Here is a 2,592-nt window from a genome sequence, read left to right on the forward strand (position 1 = left end):
GGCAGGGGGCAAGGGGCAGGGGGGAAACTCTGGCTATAACCAAAATTTTATCTATTACCTATACCTATTGCCTATTCCCCAGTCCCCAAGTCCCTCAGTCTCTATCTATCGACAGATCCCATGATCACGTCCACGCTGCCGAGAATGACGACAATATCTGCAACCTTCATTCCTCGCAGTAATTCTGGGACAATTTGCAGGTTGTTGAAATCGGCTGGGCGAATTTTCCAGCGCCAGGGGAAGGGATTATCATCACCAACTAGATAAATTCCTAGTTCACCTTTGCCGCTTTCGACACGGGAGTAGATTTCACCTTTGGGCATTTTAAAGGTGGGTGAAACTTTTTTGCCAATGTATTGGTAATCAAAGGCATCCCACTCAGATTTTTTCCCAGCCGCCATGCGCTTGGCTTCGAGGTTTTCGTAAGGGCCTCCAGGTAGTCCTTTGATGGCTTGGCGAATAATTTTCACTGATTCGCGCATTTCTCGCATCCGCACAACGTAACGGGCGAAGCAATCACCGACGGTTTCCCACTGTACGTCCCAATCGAAGTCGTCGTAGCATTCGTAGTGGTCAACTTTCCGCAAATCCCACTTAACGCCAGAAGCACGTAACATGGGGCCAGATAATCCCCAGTTAATTGCTTGTTCGCGGGTGATCGTACCAATACCCTCAACACGACGGCGGAATATGGGGTTATCAGTTACCAAACGTTCGTATTCATCGACTTTGGGTAATAAGTAGTCGCAGAAGTCCAAACATTTATCTACCCAACCATAAGGTAAATCAGCTGCTACACCACCGACACGGAAGTAGTTGTTGTTTACCATCCGATATCCGGTGGCGGCTTCCCATAAATCGTAAATCATCTCCCGTTCCCGGAACTGGTAGAAGAAGGGAGTTTGGGCGCCGACGTCAGCGAGGAAGGGGCCGAACCACAGTAAGTGATTAGCAATGCGGTTGAGTTCCAGCATGATTACGCGAATGTAGCTGGCGCGTTTGGGAACCGCTATACCTGCCAATTGTTCTGGGGCGTTGACGGTGACTGCTTCATTAAACATCCCTGCGGCGTAGTCCCAGCGACTAACGTAGGGGACGTACATGATAGTAGTCCGGTTTTCGGCAATTTTTTCCATTCCCCGGTGCAGGTAGCCGATGACTGGTTCACAATCAACGACATCTTCACCATCTAAAGTGACAATTAACCGCAAAACCCCGTGCATTGAAGGGTGGTGTGGCCCCATGTTCAGCACCATTGGTTCGGTGCGGGTTTCTAGTTGTGCCATAAGTTCCGTGTTCTCCCATTATGAAAATTTCAACTTGAATCGCGTTGATGCCCACCAGACCCGAATGATCTTTTCTGCCAAAATCAGGTTAGTAAGGGAAATATCTTGGAGAAGTCACCCTGGGGGCGTCTACATCTATTACCCATACAGGAGTATGTTGGAGAGGGGTGGCAGCGAGGGGATTTTACTTGATGTTGCATTTTGTTTCACTTCTTCAATTATTATATGGAGCTTGAGATTCAGGGAATTGAGGCGCAGGAATTTCTTCATGTGCCTGTGTTAAGTCGGGAAGTCGTTGAGGGGTTGGCTATACGTCCCGGCGGTCATTATTTGGATGCGACGGTGGGCGGTGGTGGTCATAGTCGTCTTATTTTGGAAGCTGCACCGGATGTGCGGTTGACGGCAATTGACCAAGATGAAGATGCTTTAGCGGCAGCGCAGCAGCAGTTAGCTGAGTATGGAGAACGAGTACAATTTATTCTCAGCAATTTTGCGTCTTATAAATATACTCCTAACACCTTTGATGGCATCCTGGCTGATTTGGGGGTGAGTTCTTATCATTTGGATCAGCCGGAACGGGGTTTTAGCTTTCGCCACACTGCCAATTTAGATATGCGAATGGATCAGCGGCAATCGCTAACTGCTGCTGAGGTGATTAATGAATGGGATGAAGGGGAATTAGCAGATATTTTTTTTAAATATGGTGAAGAAAGATTATCGCGGCGCATTGCCAGACGCATTGTGGAAAGACGGCCATTTCAGACAACCACAGAATTAGCTGAGGCGATCGCTTATGCTGTCCCGCCTAAATACCGTCACGGGAGAATCCATCCGGCTACCCGTGTGTTTCAAGCCTTGCGAATTTTCGTCAATGACGAGTTAAAGTCTTTAGAAACCTTTTTAGCACAAGCCCCCAACGCCCTTGTTCCTGGTGGCAGAATAGCCATTATTAGTTTTCACAGCCTGGAAGACCGCCCAGTCAAGCATGATTTACGCAATTCACCTTTATTAAAGATATTGACAAAAAAACCAATTACTGCTCAAGAAGATGAACTTGCCAACAATCCGCGATCGCGTTCTGCTAAATTACGCATAGCCGAGAGATGTGGGGAGTAGGGAGTGGGGAGTGGGGAGTAGGGAGTAGGAAGTAACGAAGAAATTTCCCCCCTGCCCCCTGCCACGCCACTTGACGCCAGTCCGCTCAAGTCGGGAAACCCGCCCACGCGACTGGCTCCTTTATGCCGGGGAACCCGTCCACCGCAGTGGCTCCCCTGCCCCCCTGCCTCTGCTCCCTGCCCCCTGCCTC

Annotated in this window: 2 protein-coding genes and 1 pseudogene; 1 reads left to right on the forward strand and 2 read right to left on the reverse strand. The window is 49.2% G+C overall.

Translation table 11 applies throughout. The annotated features are described in order from the left end of the window. Window positions 1-101: 101 nt before the first annotated feature. Entirely contained in the window at window positions 102-1,286 is a 1,185-nt protein-coding gene (locus ACM0OS_RS28740) for an NAD(P)H-quinone oxidoreductase subunit H (protein WP_414546584.1), read from the reverse strand. Window positions 1,287-1,511: 225 nt separating this feature from the next. On the opposite strand from ACM0OS_RS28740, the gene rsmH reads away from it, so the two are divergent. Further along, window positions 1,512-2,402 carry a 16S rRNA (cytosine(1402)-N(4))-methyltransferase RsmH gene (rsmH, locus tag ACM0OS_RS28745; protein ID WP_414546585.1) on the forward strand — a complete coding sequence of 297 codons (891 nt, stop codon included), beginning with the start codon at window positions 1,512-1,514 and terminating at the stop codon, window positions 2,400-2,402. On the opposite strand, the pseudogene ACM0OS_RS28750 reads toward rsmH, so the two are convergent. Continuing rightward, a pseudogene (locus ACM0OS_RS28750) lies at window positions 2,327-2,592 on the reverse strand (hypothetical protein); the annotation flags it as partial. The gene rsmH and the pseudogene ACM0OS_RS28750 sit on opposite strands and share 76 nt — an antisense overlap.

Source organism: Nostoc sp. CCY0012 (assembly GCF_963920855.1).
GTDB lineage: Bacteria > Cyanobacteriota > Cyanobacteriia > Cyanobacteriales > Nostocaceae > Cyanocohniella.